The 14785-nt window shown below is 38.9% G+C and carries 14 protein-coding genes, 1 other RNA gene and 1 pseudogene; 4 read left to right on the top strand and 12 right to left on the bottom strand.

What is annotated here, in order from left to right:
• Positions 1–52 precede the first annotated feature (52 nt).
• A complete protein-coding gene (locus CVS91_RS09215) occupies positions 53–1270 on the top strand; it encodes a metal-dependent hydrolase (RefSeq protein ID WP_107831718.1) in 1218 nt (405 codons plus the stop codon).
• Complete coding sequence (gene sppA, locus CVS91_RS09210) at positions 1258–2121, top strand: signal peptide peptidase SppA (protein ID WP_107831716.1); 864 nt, start codon at positions 1258–1260, stop codon at positions 2119–2121. Before CVS91_RS09215 ends, sppA begins: the two co-directional genes overlap by 13 nt.
• Positions 2122–2173: 52 nt before the next feature.
• Here sppA and CVS91_RS09205 read toward each other — a convergent pair whose 3' ends face one another.
• From CVS91_RS09205 to CVS91_RS09185, 5 genes and pseudogenes are all read right to left on the bottom strand, one after another.
• The gene (locus CVS91_RS09205) at positions 2174–3265 is read right to left on the bottom strand and encodes a WG repeat-containing protein (RefSeq protein ID WP_107831714.1); all 1092 of its coding nucleotides are present in this window, start codon (positions 3263–3265) and stop codon (positions 2174–2176) included.
• A gap of 21 nt (positions 3266–3286) precedes the next feature.
• Positions 3287–3871 (bottom strand): annotated as a pseudogene (locus tag CVS91_RS10735) (WG repeat-containing protein); the annotation flags it as partial.
• Positions 3872–3888: 17 nt separating this feature from the next.
• A complete protein-coding gene (locus CVS91_RS09195) occupies positions 3889–6447 on the bottom strand; it encodes a WG repeat-containing protein (protein WP_107831712.1) in 2559 nt (852 codons plus the stop codon).
• Between the two features lie 105 nt (positions 6448–6552).
• Positions 6553–6911: a transfer-messenger RNA gene (gene ssrA, locus CVS91_RS09190) on the bottom strand.
• Positions 6912–6941: 30 nt separating this feature from the next.
• Entirely contained in the window at positions 6942–7346 is a 405-nt protein-coding gene (locus tag CVS91_RS09185) for a hypothetical protein (RefSeq protein WP_004317574.1), read from the bottom strand.
• An 85-nt stretch (positions 7347–7431) separates the two neighbouring features.
• Between CVS91_RS09185 and panB the strand changes: the two genes are divergently transcribed.
• Positions 7432–8247 carry a 3-methyl-2-oxobutanoate hydroxymethyltransferase gene (gene panB / locus CVS91_RS09180; RefSeq protein ID WP_107831710.1) on the top strand — a complete coding sequence of 272 codons (816 nt, stop codon included), beginning with the start codon at positions 7432–7434 and terminating at the stop codon, positions 8245–8247.
• An 86-nt stretch (positions 8248–8333) separates the two neighbouring features.
• Here panB and CVS91_RS09175 read toward each other — a convergent pair whose 3' ends face one another.
• Genes CVS91_RS09175 through CVS91_RS09165 form a run of 3 tightly spaced genes read right to left on the bottom strand, consistent with a single transcriptional unit; the run spans position 8334 to position 10640 of the window.
• A complete protein-coding gene (locus CVS91_RS09175; protein WP_107831708.1) occupies positions 8334–9221 on the bottom strand; it encodes a cache domain-containing protein in 888 nt (295 codons plus the stop codon).
• Positions 9214–9585: an HIT family protein gene (locus CVS91_RS09170; RefSeq protein WP_107831706.1), complete on the bottom strand. Its 372-nt coding sequence runs from the start codon at positions 9583–9585 to the stop codon at positions 9214–9216. Before CVS91_RS09170 ends, CVS91_RS09175 begins: the two co-directional genes overlap by 8 nt.
• Positions 9586–9599: 14 nt before the next feature.
• Positions 9600–10640, bottom strand: a complete 1041-nt coding sequence (locus CVS91_RS09165; protein WP_107831704.1) for an AI-2E family transporter — start codon at positions 10638–10640, stop codon at positions 9600–9602.
• Between the two features lie 55 nt (positions 10641–10695).
• Between CVS91_RS09165 and CVS91_RS10350 the strand changes: the two genes are divergently transcribed.
• On the top strand, positions 10696–10836 hold the full coding sequence (locus CVS91_RS10350) for a hypothetical protein (protein ID WP_188116266.1): 141 nt from the start codon (positions 10696–10698) through the stop codon (positions 10834–10836).
• Positions 10837–10840: 4 nt separating this feature from the next.
• Here the strand turns inward: CVS91_RS10350 and CVS91_RS09160 are convergent, their stop codons facing one another.
• From CVS91_RS09160 to CVS91_RS09145, 4 genes are read right to left on the bottom strand one after another with little or no spacing between them, the layout of a single operon-like run.
• Positions 10841–11920, bottom strand: a complete 1080-nt coding sequence (locus tag CVS91_RS09160) for a cytochrome C (protein ID WP_107831702.1) — start codon at positions 11918–11920, stop codon at positions 10841–10843.
• Between the two features lie 23 nt (positions 11921–11943).
• On the bottom strand, positions 11944–12954 hold the full coding sequence (gene ruvB / locus CVS91_RS09155) for a Holliday junction branch migration DNA helicase RuvB (protein ID WP_103612349.1): 1011 nt from the start codon (positions 12952–12954) through the stop codon (positions 11944–11946).
• A gap of 49 nt (positions 12955–13003) precedes the next feature.
• Positions 13004–14110, bottom strand: coding sequence for a sensor histidine kinase (locus tag CVS91_RS09150; protein WP_107831700.1), 1107 nt, complete (start codon positions 14108–14110; stop codon positions 13004–13006).
• Positions 14094–14762, bottom strand: a complete 669-nt coding sequence (locus CVS91_RS09145; RefSeq protein WP_103614048.1) for a response regulator transcription factor — start codon at positions 14760–14762, stop codon at positions 14094–14096. Before CVS91_RS09145 ends, CVS91_RS09150 begins: the two co-directional genes overlap by 17 nt.
• Between the last annotated feature and the right edge of the window lie 23 nt (positions 14763–14785).

Genomic DNA, 14785 nt, shown 5'->3' with positions numbered 1-14785 from the left:
TACATTTTCGTTCCTAAATTTTCGCTACAATAACAAAAATTTAAGGCTAGAAATGGAAATTTTAAAAGCAAAAAAGATCATCACTGGCGGAGAAAATCCAAAAATTTTAAGAAATTCTTGTGTTGTCATCGAAGGTGATAAAATTTTAGAAATTACAAGCGAAAAAGAGGCACAAAAAAAATTTAGAGAGGCCAAAATTTGCGACTTTGGTGAGAGCGTGATCGCCCCAGCGTTCGTAAATACACACGTTCATTTGGAGTTTAGCTCAAACGTCAGCACCCTAAAATACGGTGACTTCATAAAATGGCTCGGCTCTATCGTCGATAAAGGCGGCGAGCTAGCTAGGATGGATGCTAAAAAAGCTATGAATGAAGCGATAAATTCACTACTTAAAAGCGGAGTTTGTGCCGTTGGCGAGATATCTAGCTTTGGCTCGGAGCTTGAAATTTTAGCCGCTAGTCCGCTTAAAGTCGTGCTTTTTAGTGAAATTTTAGGCTCAAGCGAGCAGATGTGTGAACAAAATTTGCAAAATTTCTTAGCTAAATTTGAAAAAACAAAGAGCTATAAAAGTCAAAATTTCACCCCAGCTATCTCGCTGCACTCGCCCTACTCTGTGCATCCAAAGCTTGCCAAAGCCGCCCTTGAGATAGCTAAAAAGGGTGGTCTTCTTGTTAGCACACACTTTTTAGAGAGCAAGGCTGAAAAGCAGTGGCTAGAGCACGGCAGCGGTGGCTTTAAAAAGCATCTTTTAAGATTTAGCCAAGATCCAAAGCCGATGTATGACGCGCAGGGCTACTTTGCGATGTTTCGTGAGATAAATACGCTCTTTACGCACTGCGTTTATGTGAGTGATTTTGCCAAATTTAAGCCTCATCACAGCGTAACGCACTGCGCCGTTTCAAACAGACTACTTGGTAAAAAGGCGCTAAATTTAAAAGAAATTTTCAAAAACAACGTCAGTCTAAATATCGGTACAGACGGCCTTAGCTCAAATATCAGCCTAAATTTCTGGCATGAGCTACGAGCCGCCCTTTTTACACACGCTAGCCTTGATCTAAACGAGCTTGCCACTAGGCTTTTTGTCGCTGCAACGCATGGAGGCGCAAAGGCACTTAGGACAAATAACGGCGAGATAAAGGCTGGACGTGCGGCTGATATCGCAGTCTATAGCGACCTAGAGTGCGATGATAGCGAGCTAATACTTCAGCTAATACTTCATACAAACGAGGCTAAAAAACTATATATCGGAGGCAAAATTTGCAAATTTTAAGGCTTATTTTTAGAGGAATTTTGGGAATTTTTAAATTTATAAATAGCTACTTTAAGGCGCTCATATTTTTACTCATCTTATTTTTTATTTTCGCGCCAAATAGCAAGATGAAAGAGCCAAATTTAGCCCGTATCGACATCACTGGCACGATAGTGGATACAAGTGAAATTTTAGATGTGCTCGAAAAGGCAAGGCTGGATAGCAACATCAAAGGCGTGCTGCTCTACATCGACAGTCCAGGCGGTGCGCTAAGCCCGAGCGTGGAGCTAGCCATGGCGGTCAAGCGACTAAAAGAGAGCAAAAAAGTGCTCGCATACGCTGCTGGCAACATGGCGAGCGGCAGCTACTACGCTGGCGTAAATGCTGATACTATCGTCGCAAACCCAGGCGCTTTCATAGGCTCGATCGGCGTCATCATGCAAGGGGCAAATATCGAAAATTTAGCCAAAAATTTAGGCGTGAGCGAGCAGGTAGTGAAGGCTGGCGAGTTTAAAGAGGCTGGCACCTTTATGAGGAGCTGGAGCAAGCAGGAGCGCGAGAGCTTGCAAGGGCTCGTAAATGACGCTTACATGCTCTTTGTAAGCGACGTGGCGGCGGCTAGAAATTTAGATATCAAGAAAAAAGACGAGTGGGCAAACGCAAGGGTCTTTTTGGCGCACAATGCCCTAAAAATGGGGCTAATAGACAGCCTTGGTAGCTACATAGACGCTCAAAATGAGCTAGCTAAAATGAGCCTCGTAGATGAGCCCGTCTGGCAAGAAAAACCGCAGCTCGAAAAGATAATGGAGAAATTTACAAAGCAAGGCATAAACTCGCTTTTTGGCGCATTTTTTGAGACAAAGCTTAGATAAATAAACCAGCCAAGTTAAATTTAACTGGCTGGCAAAACTTTTTGTAGCTAGTTTATCTGAAATTCCCTTCGCTATCCACGAAGAGTTCTCGCTCTGCTATTTTTATCAAAAAAGTAGTTTCATTTATCCTTTGAAGCACCTCAAATTTACCATAAATGCTATTTTTGATAACGACATTAAAGTTTTCATCCAAAAGTCCAAATTTATCACCTAGTCGTGATAAGTAGAAAGTGTTGTTTGATCTATCTATCACCTTATCTAGCACTTCTATCAAATTTTCATTTTCATCATAAAATATAATATTTCCGCTAGTATTGACTTTATAATATTTTCCATCTTTTTTAACACTAGCCCAACCACCACTAAAGTCGTTAACTTCATCAAATTCTTTTGAAATTTCTATTTTGTTTTTCTCTTCATCAACTACTATAAAATTTCCACTGGTATTAATTTTATAGCTCTTACCATTTTTCTCAACTCTAGCAAAACCATCTTTAAAATACCAAATTTTATCAAATTTACACTCTATGGCTTGCTCACCTTTTGTGTTTACATATCCAAATTTGCCATCTTTATATACTGGAGCTAGACCTTCTTTAAAATCCCAAGCATTATCAAATTTACACTCTACTATCTGCTCACCTTTGGTGTTTACATATCCAAATTTGCCATCTTTTTTAATCCTAACAAAACCTTCTTTAAAGTCATAGATGTCATCAATTTCTTTTGAAATTTCTATTTCATTATTATCTATATCAAGTACTATAAAATTTCCATTTGTATTAATCTCATAACTCCGACCATTTTTCTCAACTCTAGCAAAGCCATTGTAAAAATAACTGGCATCATCAAATTTACACTCTACGATCTGTTCACCTTTGGTATTTACATATCCCCATTTGCCATCTTTTTTAACTCCTGCTAAGCCTTCTTTAAAATCGTAAGCATCATCAAATTTACACTCTACGATCTGTTCACCTTTGGTATTTACATATCCCCATTTGCCATCTTTTTTAACACTAGCAAAGCCCTCTTTAAAGTCGCATGCTCCATCAAATTCTTTTGAAATTTCTATTTTGTTTTTCTCTTCATCAACTACTATAAAATTCCCGCTAGTATTAATAGTATAGCTTCCTGTAAACATTTTAACATCAACACTAGCTAAGCCTTCGTTGAAATCACTAGCATAATCAAATTTACACTCTATGGCTTGCTCACCTTTGGTGTTTATGTATCCATACTTGCCGTCTTCTTTAACACTAGCTAAGCCTTCGTTGAAATCACTAGCACTATCAAATTTAAACTCTATGACTTGCTCACCTTTGGTGTTTACATATCCATACTTGCCGTCTTTTTTAACTCTAGCAAAGCCTTCTTTGAAATCGTAAGCATAATCAAATTTACACTCTATGGCTTGCTCACCTTTTGTGTTTATGTATCCCCATTTGCCGTCTTTTTTAACTCTAGCAAAGCCTTCGTTAAAATCACTAACTTCATCAAATTTACACTCTACAATCTGCTCACCTTTTGTGTTTATGTATCCCCATTTGCCGTCTTTTCTAACTCTAGCAAAGCCTTCTTTGAAATCGTAAGCTCCATCAAATTCTTTTGAAATTTCTATTTTGTTTTTCTCTTCATCAACTACTATAAAATTCCCGCTAGTATTGATAGTATAGCTCTCTAGATATGTTTGAACTCTAGCTAAGCCTTCTTTAAAATCGTCAGCATAATCAAATTTATACTCTACAATCTGCTCACCTTTGGTGTTTATGTATCCCCATTTGCCGTCTCATAATCAAATTTATACTCTACAATCTGCTCACCTTTGGTGTTTATGTATCCCCATTTGTCATCTTTTTCAACTCCTGCTAAGCCTTCGTTAAAATCACTAGCACTATCAAATTTACACTCTATGGCTTGCTCACCTTTTGTGTTTATGTATCCATACTTGCCGTCTTTTTTAACTCTAGCTAAGCCTTCTTTGAAATCGTCAGCATCATTAAATTTACACTCTACGATCTGCTCACCTTTGGTGTTTACATATCCATACTTGTAGTCTTTTCTAACTCTAGCAAAGCCTTCTTTGAAATCGTAAGCTTCATCAAATTTACACTCTACTATCTGCTCACCTTTGGTATTTACATATCCAAATTTGCCATCTTTTTTAATCCTAACAAAACCTTCTTTAAAGTCATAGATGTCATCAATTTCTTTTGAAATTTCTATTTTATTTTTCTCTTCATCAACTACTATAAAATTCCCGCTAGTATTGATAGTATAGCTTCCTTTATATCTTTTAACAACAACACTAGCTAAGCCTTCTTTAAAATCGCCAGCACTATCAAATTTACACTCTATGGCTTGCTCACCTTTGGTGTTTATGTATCCATACTTGCCGTCTTCTTTAACACTAGCTAAGCCTTCGTTGAAATCACTAGCACTATCAAATTTAAACTCTATGACTTGCTCACCTTTGGTATTTACATATCCCCATTTGTGATCTTTTTTAACTCTAGCAAAGCCTTCTTTGAAATCGTAAGCTTCATCAAATTTACACTCTACGATCTGCTCACCTTTGGTATTTACATATCCATACTTGCCGTCTTTTTTAACTCTAGCAAAGCCTTCGTTAAAATCACTAACTTCATCAAATTTACACTCTACGATCTGCTCACCTTTGGTATTTACATATCCATACTTGCCGTCTTTTTTAACTCTAGCAAAGCCTTCGTTAAAATCACTAACTTCATCAAATTTACACTCTACGATCTGCTCACCTTTGGTATTTACATATCCATACTTGCCGTCTTTTTTAACTCTAGCAAAGCCTTCGTTAAAATCACTAACTTCATCAAATTTACACTCTACGATCTGCTCACCTTTTGTGTTTATGTATCCATACTTATAGCCTTTTTTAACTCTAGCAAAGCCTTCTTTGAAATCGTAAGCTCCATCAAATTTACACTCTACAATCTGCTCACCTTTTGTGTTTATGTATCCCCATTTGCCGTCTTTTCTAACTCTAGCAAAGCCTTCTTTGAAATCGTAAGCTCCATCAAATTCTTTTGAAATTTCTATTTTGTTTTTCTCTTCATCAACTACTATAAAATTCCCGCTAGTATTGATAGTATAGCTTCCTAGACATGTTTTAACACTAGCAAAGCCTTCTTTAAAATCGTAAGCTTCATCAAATTTACACTCTACGATCTGCTCACCTTTTGTGTTTATGTATCCATACTTATAGCCTTTTTTAACTCTAGCAAAGCCTTCTTTGAAATCGTAAGCTTCATCAAATTTACACTCTACGATCTGCTCACCTTTTGTGTTTATGTATCCCCATTTGCCGTCTTTTCTAACTCTAGCAAAGCCTTCTTTAAAATCACTAGCACTATCAAATTTATACTCTATAGCTTGCTCACCTTTGGTGTTTATGTATCCATATTTGCCGTCTTTTTGAACACTAGCAAAGCCTTCTTTGAAATCCATAGCATAATCAAATTTATACTCTATAGCTTGCTCACCTTTGGTGTTTATGTATCCATATTTGCCGTCTTTTTGAACACTAGCAAAGCCTTCTTTGAAATCCATAGCATAATCAAATTTATACTCTACGATCTGTTCGCCTTTGGTGTTTACATATCCCCATTTATCATCTTTTTTAACTCTAGCTAAGCCTTCTTTGAAATCGTAAGCACCATCAAATTTACACTCTACAATCTGCTCACCTTTGGTGTTTATGTATCCGAATTTACCGTCTTTTTGAACCAAAGCAAAGCCTTCTTTGAAATCGTAAGCTTCATCAAATTTACACTCTACGATCTGCTCACCTTTTGTGTTTATGTATCCATACTCGCCATTTTTTTTAACTCTAGCAAAGCCTTCTTCAAAATAACTAGCAATATAAAATTTACACTCTACAACCTGCTCACCTTTGGTGTTTATACATCCCCATTTGCGATCTTTTTTAACACTAGCTAAGCCTTCGTTGAAATCGTCAGCACCATCAAATTTACACTCTACGATCTGCTCACCTTTGGTGTTTATGTATCCATATTTGCCGTCTTTTTGAACCAAAGCAAAGCCTTCTTTGAAATCCATAGCATAATCAAATTTATACTCTACGATCTGTTCGCCTTTGGTGTTTATGTATCCATATTTGCCGTCTTTTTTAACTCTAGCTAAGCCTTCTTTGAAATCCATAGCATAATCAAATTTATACTCTACGATCTGTTCGCCTTTGGTGTTTACATATCCCCATTTATCATCTTTTTTAACTCTAGCTAAGCCTTCACAAAAATCGCCAACATAATCAAAACTATTTGCCATATAAGCCTCCTTTGTTTTTCAAATATTGTAATTTATATTTTTTAAAAATAAGTAAAATTTCAAATAATATTTAAATCGTAGAATAAAATAGAAATTTAAAGTAGATGGTGGAAGCGAGGGGGATCGAACCCCTGTCCAAAAGCAAAATCCGTACAGCCTCTACACGCTTAGCAAAAGTGAAAATTTCATCTAAAAAGGCTCACTTTCCAAAACCAAAATTTAGACTAAGACTAAAATTTCAGCTAACAAGCAGTCACTTTGCTGGCCTACTCTAGCTAAATTACTCGCTTACATCCTAGCTAGAATGAGACAAAGCGAGGCTCAACTGAACTTACGCAGCTTTAGCGTAAGCAGGAGCGAAATTAACGTTGTTTGCGTTTAAATTTAATTTGAGCTTTTTACGCTTTGCTCAAAGCGACGTGCCACCGTACACACTCTGCTCCTGTCGAAGCCAAGTCGCTCCCATAAAAAATGAAATGGTTTAGTTGGATTATTTAGTCAAGCTTTGCAGGTACGTCAATGATCTTTGGCTCAAGGACGCTAAAATACTCTAGGTCTTTCTCGACGTCGCCTTTGTATTTATGAAACTGATCGCTGATAAGCAGTAACCAATCTATAAATTTATCATTTGCTGGACCTTTTAAGCTTCTAGCCTCTTGAGTGACCTCTTCAGCCAAGGTTGTCAGCTTTAAGATCGGGTCAAGATGCATAAAACCTGCTGCTGATTTGATATTGTGAAAGATCCTAGAAAGCTCTAAAATGCTCTCCTTATACTTGTCAGCTCTTCCTAAATTTATTATCAAAGGCTCTAGTAAATCGCACATCAAAGTGTAGTGAGAGAGAAACTCCTCAACTATATCATAAGAATAATCGACTTCAAGCCTTTTTAATATACCCATTTTCATGTCCTTAAGAAATTGGCGTAATTGTAGCAAAATTTTGATAAAATTGTTAGCATTATCACAAATTTTACCGGACTTAGCCATGAGAGATGAAAAAATCGCAAAGAAAAAACTCACCATAAATGATATAAAAAACAAAAAAGGCATCGAGCCTATCGTGATGATAACTGCCTACGATGCGCTATTTGCTAAAATTTTTGATGATTACGCTGATGTTATCCTTGTTGGCGATAGCTTAAATATGAGTTTTAATATGAAAGAGAGCACGCTAAGTGCTGATATGAACGCTATGCTTTATCACACAAAGGCCGTTTGCGCCGGGGCTAAAAAGAGTTTTATCCTAGCTGATATGCCATTTGGCAGCTACACAAACGAAAAACAAGCGATCAAAAATGCGATGAAATTTTTTAAGCAGACAAATGCCGATGCGGTGAAGCTTGAAGTTGGCATGCATCAGGTAAATTTAGTAAAACGCCTCTGCGAAGAGGGCATAAACGTGATGGCTCACATCGGACTAAAGCCGCAGTTTTTTAAATTTGAGGGCGGATATAAGATAAAAGGTAGAAGCGAGCTTGAGGCAAAAAGGCTAGTTGAGGAGGCTTTGGCATTTGAGCAAGCTGGTGCGTTTGGCATACTTCTTGAGGGCACGCTTAGCAAGGTAGCAAGCGAGATAACAAGGCAGGTTCGTGTGCCAGTTGTAGGCATAGGCTCTGGGGTGGATGTCGATGGGCAGGTGCTTGTTTGGTCTGATATGTTGGGATTTTTCGAGGACTTTAAACCTAAATTTGTCAAGCGCTATCTTGACGGAGCCGCTCTTGTGCGAAAAGGCGTGCAAAGCTACACTAGCGAAGTAAAAAGCAAAATTTTCCCAAGTGAAGAATTTTCGTATAAGGGTTAAATTTATAGTCCAAGCTTATAAAATAGTCCATAAAAACTCTGCAAAAAGCTCTAGCAACACCAAAGCGCTAGAGCAAACTCTTAAATTTAAAAAAGCTCTTCTGATTCAAGATAGTTTTGCGAGATGTTTCGCTCTTTTTCGTCGGTATTTACATGAAGGACATAGTAGCCTATCTGCGTGTTGCTAGCATCAAGTAGCGGCACAACGCAAAAATAGTGCGTCTTATATACGTAAAATTCATACTTTTTAAGGTCGATATCACGCAAAATTCCAACTATATTTAAATTCGCACTGCTTAAATTTTCGATGTAATAATCACTTAAAATTTGATCACTCGGCGCGCTTTTATGTGCTGGCATCTTATCTTTTGATAGGAGCACGAAAAGGTCGATGCCTTGCGTTTTATAAAAATTTCCAAGTGAGTCGTAGTTTAGCAAAACCTCGATGCTACCGATATTTTTGCCATCATGCATCACATTTGAAACAGCCCTTATATGCACCCCCGCATACCACGCCTCGATGCCAACCATGGGCTTATTTTGACGTCTTGACTCTTGGACTAAAAACCTGCCACTAGCGATCATATCACCATATCTGTTTAGATCCCAGCTTCTTACGTAGCTTTTTAGATCTTTGTCGTAAAGATGAAGTTTGATGTTATTATACATCGATGCTGCACCAAGAGTTTTGGTCAAATTTTCGATATTTTTTACGCATTCGTCGCGGTCTTGACCTAGCAAACACATCTGTATAGACTCATTTTGAGCAAGCAAGATCGAGATCGCCATTGATGAAAATTTCTCATCATCGATGCTTTTGTTTAGCTGCTTTACGTGGTAGTCAAAAAAGACGCGCATATTGTTTTGCTTTTTTTCAGCCATGTATGAGCTATAAAGAAAGTAAAAGAGGCTACCAAGCAGCGCAAAAACGACTAAAACGATATAGATATTAAAATATTTTTTATATTTACTCAAAACTAAGCCTTAGTTTTTCTTCTAAAAATTTAGCAAACTCATCAAATTTAGGCAGCTTAAGCTCGCTTTTTCTTTTGGGGCTAGCCCAAACGCTATCTGGGAAAAATGCATCCTTTTCAAATCTCGCAATCACGTGAATATGCACGTGTGGCACGTAGTTTCCAAAGCTTGCGATGTTTATCTTAGTTGGTTTATAAAACTCAAGCATCGCCTTTTCAGCCACCAGCATCGCTTCAAAAAGCCTAGCTCTACTCGCTTCGTCACACTCACTTAGCTCGCGGTAGGGCTTAGCTGTAAAAATTTTCACCCACGGAAGCTCGTTCTCTTCGCGCTCAACTCTTATAAATTTATCTTCATATATCATACTTTGCCCCTATTTTATACGAAATTTCTCTCTCGCAAAAGCGTGTAAAGCTTGATCGTTGAGACAAAAAATGTCACGATCGCAGGTCCAAGTATCACACCCCAGAAGCCAAACGTCGTGATACCAGCGATCATCGCAAAAAAGATGAGTAGCTCGTTTATCTTTGTTGGTATCTTGACTAATTTTGAGTTTATAAATTTAATAACAAGTGGCTTTAGCAAGGTATCAGCACCAAATGAGATCACGATGATGGTATAAAGTGCGATCGTGATAGCGGCTGCTGTGTTGCCATTTGCAAACTCATAAATGCTAATAGGTGCCCACGCCAAAAAGCCACCAACGACTGGGATGAGTGAAGCGAAGCTAAAAAAGATGCCAGTTAGCACGCCGTCATAGCCGTAAAAGCTTGTGATAATGGCAAATAAAAAGCCCTGGATGATCATATTTGCAATGGTTGAGTAAAAAACGACGCCCATCACGTTACCAACTTCGCTTAGTATCGACTCAGTGTCCTCTTTTTTAAGCGGAAGCGCCTCTTTTAGGTAGTTTATAAGCTCGTTGCCGTAAAGGTTGCAAAAGAAGAAAAAGACTAGGATGATGATCATATCAACGCCAAATTTAAGGCTTAGCTTGCCTAAATTTGCAAGATTAGCAGCGACTTGCGAAAAGAGCATCTTGATATCAAGCCCGCCTATAAATTCCTTGATCTTTGGCTCTAAGAAATTTATCGACTCTGGCAGGCTAAAGTCGTAGTTTTTGATAAATTCAATCGTCTTTGTGACGTTGTTTATATCAAAGCCAGCTGCGTATTTCGCGATCTCGATGACGGCGTAAAGAAGCGGTGCAATAAATAAACAAAGAAGCGCAAATGTCGTAAGTCCTGACGAGAGCGTTTTGCGGTTTTTAGTAAGCGCTAAAAATGCGATCTGCACGTTTGCAACAGCCACAGCAAGCAGCGCTGCGATAAAAATGTCAAGTAAAAATGGTTTAAAAAGATAGACCACCAAAGCCAAAGCACAAAACGCAAAAATTCCAAAAAACAGCCTGTTATTCATTTCGCTCCCTTAAAATGGGGTAATTATAGCAGATTTATCAAAGCTACTCATTTGCTTGATAAATTTACTAAAACGCTTTGGCGCCAAATTTGCAAAGAGCAGGCTTTTGGCATTTTTAGCCTGCCACCGCTTAATAAATTTAGATAAATTTATGCCTTACGTAAATTTTCTTGCTCAAAAGCTCCTAAAAATTTAGCCTTTTACGTGCACTGAAAATTTGCTCCGACGACCTCACACTCATCACAAATTTGCATATAGATCGTGCCCTCGCCGTCTATCAAGCCACCAAAAGGAATTTGCGCTAGATATTTCATCGTTTTACCACATTTTGGGCAGGCTAGATACTCGCTGTCTTGCTGCCACTGCGGATATCCTCCAAGCAAAATTTCACCATCGATCATAGCCGCATAGTGCATACAGACCTCGTTTGCTAACTCAAATTTTTGCCCGTCAAGCACCGCCACAGCATCTCTTACATAGTCTTCGCTCTCACCCTCACCTACTACCTCTGTTTGCACATTATTGCCGTCATTTTGGCAAAAGTACTGCACAAAGCCAACGCATGTCGGACAAAATTTAAGCACAGCGTCATTTTTAAGCTCTAGCCCAAATCGCTTTAGACTCTCTTTTTTAATGGTGAGTTCTATCATCTCGCCGCTACAAAATTTACACTTTTCATCATTTGCTGCTTTAAATTTAACGCTTGCGTCTGCATTTTTGCTTGGCTCGCAAACAAAACACTTATCAAAAACAAGGCTTCTTCTCTTGCCACTGCTATCAAAACTCCAGCCAGCAGTCTGCGAGTATCCATCAGTGTCGGCATAAAGCTTCGTCTTCCAAGGCTTTGGCGCACCATAAAGCCTAAAAAATAGCTCCCTTACTACCTCATCGCCCTGCCAGGCAAGTGCTGAAAGGATGTGATTTAGCTTGACTATATTTTCTTCGCTTGAAAGCCTATTTATAAGCTCATCTCTAAGCCCTTCTGAAGCCTTTTTGTAAATTTCAGGTGGGTAGTACTCGCCGTTTTTTGTAAGCTCATTAATGATCTGCTCGTCGCAAATGTCATGTAGATAAAAAATATATGTAAGGTCGCTGTAAATTTCATCAAATTTATCTAGCTCGTCAATGTGAGCGAGGATATTTTTCTGCCTCTTTTTGATCTCGTCCTCGCTTAAGCCCTCATAAAACTCCAGCTTCTCTTTTTGCCTGCACTCATAGCAGATCCCGTCAAAATAAATCGTCCTTTGCTTGCACTTAGGACAAAGATGTGGCTCGCCCATTTTTGCTCCAAATTTAAATTTCTCTACTCAAAAAGTCCTTTTTCGATGTCGATCTTGACGTTAAAGGTCTCAAAGCACTTCGCACTTGCGATCCTGCCCTTTGCGGTGCGCTCGATAAAGCCATTTGCAAGCAGGTATGGCTCGATGACGTCCTCAACCGTGCCCTCGTCCTCGCTAAGTGCCGCAGCGATCGTGCTAAGCCCCATAGGACGGCGCCTTGCTTGCATCAAAATTTCTAAATACCTAATATCCATCTCGTCAAATCCAAGCGAATTTACACCAAGCGCATTAAGCCCCTCTTTTGCACGATCGTGGCTGATGATTTGCTCGTCATTTACCTCAGCAAAGTCGCGAATTCGCTTTAGCAGTCTAAGAGCAATCCTTGGCGTGGCACGTGAGCGTTTGGCGATCTCTAAAGAGGCGTTTTTGTCGCACTCTTTGCCAAGCTTGGCCGAGGCGATCTGCACGATACGGCTTAGCTCGCTGCTTGTATAAAACTGCAGCCTAAAATCCATCCCAAAGCGGTCCCTTAAAGGCGCTGAGATCATGCCAGCACGTGTTGTTGCGCCAATAAGCGTAAATTTTGGCAAGTCTATCTTGATAGTCTGAGCTGCAGGCCCTGAGCCTATGATGATGTCTAGCCTAAAGTCCTCCATCGCAGGATAAAGCACCTCTTCGATAGCTGGACTTAAGCGGTGGATCTCATCGATAAAAAGCACGTCGCCCTCTTGTAAATTTGTAAGGATCGCGGCTAGATCGCCACTCTTTTCTATCATCGGCGCTGCGGTCATTTTGATACTTACGCCCATTTCATTTGCGATGATGTGAGCAAGGGTGGTTTTGCCAAGTCCTGGAGGGCCGTAAAATAGCACGTGATCTAGGCACTCATTTCGCTTTTTGGCTGCTTTTATAAAGACGTCTAAATTTTGTTTTATCTTTTCTTGACCGATGTAGTCTTCAAATTTGCTAGGTCTTAGCGAGACTTCAAAGTCGTTTTCAAAGCTTACTTTTTCGATTTCAACGATTCTATCCAAAGTTTTTCCTTCTAAATTTAAGGCTTCATTTTACGCTTTTATGCTTAATCTAAGCTCGTTTAAATTTGTAGTAAAAGGTGCTGCCCTCGCCATAAACGCTATCAACGCCGTATAAAATTTCATGTTTTTGACAAATTTCACTGACGATATTTAGCCCAAGACCAAAACCGCCTTGAATTTCATCCTCTCTCACGTACCTTTTCCAGACCCTTTTGACGTCCTTTATCCCCTTGCCAAAGTCCTGCACGCTAAGATTTATGCGATCTGCTTCAATCTCTAAATTTACAATTATCTCGCTCTCTTTTGGGCTGTATTTTATGGCGTTTGTTATGGTGTTATCGATGATGCGCTGAGCTTCGACCTTGCTTAGCATAGTAAATGCCTCGCTTGCTAAATTTGTCTTTACTACTATGTGCTTGACATCAGCCACGCTTGAGAGAAATTTCACTCGCTCTTTAACATACTCGCCTAAATTTAGCCTCTCAAGTGGAAATTTAATGTAGCCTCGCTTTATGAAGTACTCAACATCTTCGTAAGTTATCTGCATCTGTTTTAGGGCGTTTTTGATGCGGGTTATATACTTGTTTTCAAGCCCCAGCATCTCAAGGTTCATGCCAGCCACGCCAAGGGGTGTCTTTAGCTCGTGCATGGCGTCGTTAAAGAAGTTATTCATATACTTTTGAAACTCTTTGTAAGGCTTAACACTGCTTAGATATAAAAAATAGACGATAAAAAGCACCGCCACAAGGATGACAAGCAGCATGATGGCTGTTAAAAAGATGTTCTTTTTGTTGTCAAGTTCCTTTTCAACGACTATATAATAAGGGGTCTTATCTTTTATAAAAAAGCTCTTGTAAAAGAGATATCCGCCCTCTTCTAGGGTTACAAATTTAAAGCTGCTTGGCTCTTTGCTAAGGGTTGATATGACTGGTTTAAAATTTACGTCGTAAATCGCAAATTTATACTTTAATGAGCTAGCTATATTTTCGTTTTTTAGAAATGAATTTTTGATGATGGTTTCATGCTTCATAGCACCAAAAAGGGCTTTTGAGCTGCTGTTTTTCTGGCTTAAATTTAAGATCACAAAGCTTTGAAAGCAAAAAAGTGACATTATGACAAATGTCGCTATGATCTGGATCTTAAAGCTCTTGTGCATCTATCTTGTAGCCTATGCGCCTCTTTGAGATGATAAAGTCGTTTGTTGTCTTGTTTCTTATCTTTAAAACGTGCATTCTTATATCAGCGCCCTCGATATCTTTGTCATTCCAGACAAGATCTCTAAGCTCTTCTATGCTGACGTAAGAATTTAAATGCGAGACCAGGCACTCGACCAAAGCGACCTCTTTTGCGCTAAGATCGACCATCTTGCCATCTTTAAGTAGCACACGCTTGTTTAGGTTAAAGCTAAACTCGTCATTTATCTTAACTATGTTTTTATCGTCAGTGCCATAGTATTTTCGCATAAGCTCAGCAACTCTAAATTTAAGCTCAGCTAGCTCAAATGGCTTTTTTAGATACTCATTACAGCCAAGTTCGTAGCCAATCGCCATATCATCAATATCAACTAAAGATGTCGTTATCATGATAGGAGCGTTTGGATTTAGACTTCTTATATACTTGATGACTTCGTGACCATTTACTCCAGGCACTTTTATGTCAAGTATAAAAAGGTGATAGAAATTTTTTTCTATCAGATCGCAAGCCTCTTGACCGTCGCTCACCGCTGTAACTTCATAACCAAGCGTCTGCAAAAACTCACAGACGCTCTCTTGAAACCCCAAATCATCTTCTAAAAGCAAAATCTTCAAAACGCTCTCCTAAAAACAAACTT

It is taken from the genome of Campylobacter concisus, from assembly GCF_003048985.1.
In the GTDB taxonomy this organism is placed as follows: domain Bacteria; phylum Campylobacterota; class Campylobacteria; order Campylobacterales; family Campylobacteraceae; genus Campylobacter_A; species Campylobacter_A concisus_AY.
This window is presented reverse-complemented; position numbering and strand designations above follow the sequence as displayed.

Excerpts from the sequence above, each read along its gene's own strand:
- CVS91_RS09215 (WP_107831718.1), top strand. The coding sequence starts at position 53 with ATGGAAATTTTAAAAGCAAAAAAGATCATCACTGGCGGAGAAAATCCA.
- CVS91_RS09205 (WP_107831714.1), bottom strand. The coding sequence starts at position 3,265 with ATGTTTACAGGAAGCTATACTATTAATACTAGCGGGAATTTTATAGTA.
- CVS91_RS09195 (WP_107831712.1), bottom strand. The coding sequence starts at position 6,447 with ATGGCAAATAGTTTTGATTATGTTGGCGATTTTTGTGAAGGCTTAGCT.
- CVS91_RS09185 (WP_004317574.1), bottom strand. The coding sequence starts at position 7,346 with ATGGGTATATTAAAAAGGCTTGAAGTCGATTATTCTTATGATATAGTT.
- panB (WP_107831710.1), top strand. The coding sequence starts at position 7,432 with ATGAGAGATGAAAAAATCGCAAAGAAAAAACTCACCATAAATGATATA.
- CVS91_RS09170 (WP_107831706.1), bottom strand. The coding sequence starts at position 9,585 with ATGATATATGAAGATAAATTTATAAGAGTTGAGCGCGAAGAGAACGAG.
- CVS91_RS09165 (WP_107831704.1), bottom strand. The coding sequence starts at position 10,640 with ATGAATAACAGGCTGTTTTTTGGAATTTTTGCGTTTTGTGCTTTGGCT.
- CVS91_RS09160 (WP_107831702.1), bottom strand. The coding sequence starts at position 11,920 with ATGGGCGAGCCACATCTTTGTCCTAAGTGCAAGCAAAGGACGATTTAT.
- CVS91_RS09150 (WP_107831700.1), bottom strand. The coding sequence starts at position 14,110 with ATGCACAAGAGCTTTAAGATCCAGATCATAGCGACATTTGTCATAATG.